The organism is Gammaproteobacteria bacterium (genome assembly GCA_013697705.1).
Taxonomy (GTDB): domain Bacteria; phylum Pseudomonadota; class Gammaproteobacteria; order UBA6002; family UBA6002; genus UBA6002.
Genome location: JACCWJ010000043.1, coordinates 1 through 2,821 on the forward strand (window position 1 = coordinate 1; position 2,821 = coordinate 2,821).

2 protein-coding genes are annotated in these 2,821 nt (G+C 41.6%); both read left to right on the top strand.

Going from position 1 to position 2,821, the window contains the following annotated elements; genetic code table 11:
* The first annotated feature begins 734 nt into the window (after positions 1 to 734).
* A complete protein-coding gene (locus tag H0U71_08325; protein MBA2655051.1) occupies positions 735 to 1,820 on the top strand; it encodes a hypothetical protein in 1,086 nt (361 codons plus the stop codon).
* A gap of 276 nt (positions 1,821 to 2,096) precedes the next feature.
* Positions 2,097 to 2,528 (top strand): hypothetical protein, encoded by a 432-nt coding sequence (locus tag H0U71_08330; protein ID MBA2655052.1) that lies wholly within the window; start codon positions 2,097 to 2,099, stop codon positions 2,526 to 2,528.
* Positions 2,529 to 2,821 lie beyond the last annotated feature (293 nt).

Below are 2,821 nucleotides of genomic sequence, written 5' to 3' on the forward strand. Positions count from 1 at the left end.
CAGCAGTGGCACAAGGGGTAAGGTTACCACCTCCATCGGGAAGAGGAGGGAGATCTCTGTTTCCTTGAGCAGCAGTTGGGCTGGTCAATTTCATGTGGCAAGAAGCCAAAGCCAAAAGGGCAGCGAGGAGGATTGCTCTGAACAACATGTTGAAAGGTTGGTTTGGTTGATGTTGATGAAGGAATAAGATGAAGATTGCTCTGCGTATTTGTGTTTGAAAGCCGCTTTTTGACAGCCCGTCAATGAAGTACGGAATTGCTCCACGTGCTAAATGGCGCTTAATTGATGGCATTCCTGGCAATTGATCAATCAAATTGCAGAGCAACGACAACGTTTCCCAGCGAACGAACGGTTCCTGGACGTTGTTGAACGAATAGCAAGGAAAAGAACACTCGCCAGGTTGACGAGGCGTATTCTTTGTAATTGACATCGGATTCGCGAAATAAAAGGGCTGGGGTTTGATGCTGAATATCTGCCCGGATCGGGGGGTTTCGCCCGCTTCGATCGGGGGGTTTTTTTCGGATAGCAACTCGAGTTCACTTTCACTATGGATCATGCAACAAAAGAAACTTTGATAGCAGCAAATAGAGCCCTTTTAGAGCAGCAGGCCATACGAAAAAGGGCCGCTGAACTTGATCTGGAAAGGAGAGAATCACCAAAAGCCTCAACTAATGAAATTATGTATGTATTGATCAAAAGTAATCATTACTGATCAGCCTTATAGTTTATCAGAGATGGTGGATCTTGCTATAGAGGAGGGATGGGAGTGTATTACCTCCGATTCTATCGAATTAAAGCATAACTACGATCCATATATTACTCAATCTCTTTTAAAGAGCAACCGAAACGAAAAACCAACTGCAACGTTCGAACTATTTATAAAAGGAGAATTTATAGAACACCTACTCACAGCAACCAACAGTAATATTGCCCTAACTCATTCCAACACCCGTGGCCCAAAATTGGAGATTATTGAGAAGGATATCTACGATTATATTATGATAATAATAGTAATATGTTATCATAAATATCCAACACTACAACACTACTGGAAGAATAATCAATCTATACCAATGTCCAAGAGCCGCTACGATACTGTAAACCAGTTTCTAGCATTTAACCCCAAAGTATTAGTAGAGATATTCAATAAACAAGCATCGGAATCTGTTACGATCGGCCAACATTCAGTAGTAGACGAGTCAATGCTACGATATGAAGGGGATACTGCTTACCAAATTGTTATGCCACGTAAGCCTACCGATACTGGCCTCCGTGTGTATGGGCATTGCTTTCCCCTCACTCGTACAAATCGGCCATTCTACTATTATCTACTTCTTGATATTCAGGTACCAAATCTCACCTCAACAGAGGTACTAGATAATTTGGTTCTACGATGGAAGGATCCTCTACAATTCACTCTCTCTGGGGATAGCTATTTTGGAGGAATCTACTGGTTATTAGCGAACCAAAACTATCCGACAACTCTTGCTATAAGAACAAATGATACCGCAATTTCTCATCTCCTACCTCTCTTGGGATATCAACTCAAATACCAAGAATATCGGATCTTCAAGAAGGGGGATGTTATAGTTACACTATGGCTCGATAACGCGCTTGTTATTACCGCATCTACTGCCTTTGTTTCAACAAAACAACACCTCCTTGAAGGACAATATCGGGGATATGTTACAAGTAATATCTTACCATCATTGTCAATCAATGGAATTCAAATCCTTGAGCAGCTCTCGTGTGCAGATTTACAGGCACTAGCCAAGAGATTAGGAAAGCCCTCAAGTAAGTACCATATCATTCATCTATAGAATCATTCATAGCATCACAATGAGCTGATATATTTTTATAGGTGGATCGCGGAAAGAAATCGCGTTCCGAATTGGTGGTCGAGTACCTCCTTCTGTATCATCCAATCCGAATAATACTCCACCCATCGCTAGTACTATGGCTGTTGATACTACTGATGCAAATAGCGACCCATCTACTGCTCCAGATCCACTGCAAATAGCAATCAAAAAATATTTGGGTATGAAAAAGAAAGAGATGCAAGCACTCTGTATCCAAAGGGATATGGGACAGAGTAAGTGTATAGGTACACTCAAGGGATACTATTAACCCTATTTATCTTCATATTAGGTGGGGTTAAGGCCAAATTGGCGAAGAGATTGGCCCGATTTGACAGCGGAGGTAATGAAAAGAAGAAAACACAACTCAAGATTCAATCGTTTATACAAGAGCCTGGAACAACAAGAGCTGATACAAAACCTACTATTACGAAGCACTATAGTGATACCTTCAACACTGTAGATAGATACAACCGACTCCGTTCAAGTATTGCCTATGAACCACGCGCGGTAGCAATTGAAAAGAAATTCTTCTCCTCAATGATCGAAATCATTTTACTCAACAGTTGGGCTCTTTTTAATGATGGAAAGTATGAGAAGAGTGGGAAGGATGATGAGACCTCACTATCTGATTATATAACTGCCTTGATAACTGATTATATAATGAAATAAATGCAAGTGTGGGCTTCAAAAAAACCCCCCGATCGAAGCGGGCGAAACCCCCCGATCCGGGCAGCTAAACATCACTGTTCTCCTCGGTTGGATGTTCACCTCATAGTAATCAGGCCACGATCTCATCTAGATAGCGAGGAACTACTCGTGTTCTATTGTGTTCCACAAAGGATTTCTCTTCAATGCAACCCAGATCGATCTCGAACGCTCAGAATAGACGATTAGTTTCTTCCTCGTATTACTACCAACTCCCACGATCATCCTACAAATACCACTGTACTTTTACGTCTACC

Coding starts and splice junctions, on each gene's coding strand:
- H0U71_08325 (MBA2655051.1), top strand. CDS start 735: ATGGTGGATCTTGCTATAGAGGAGGGATGGGAGTGTATTACCTCCGAT.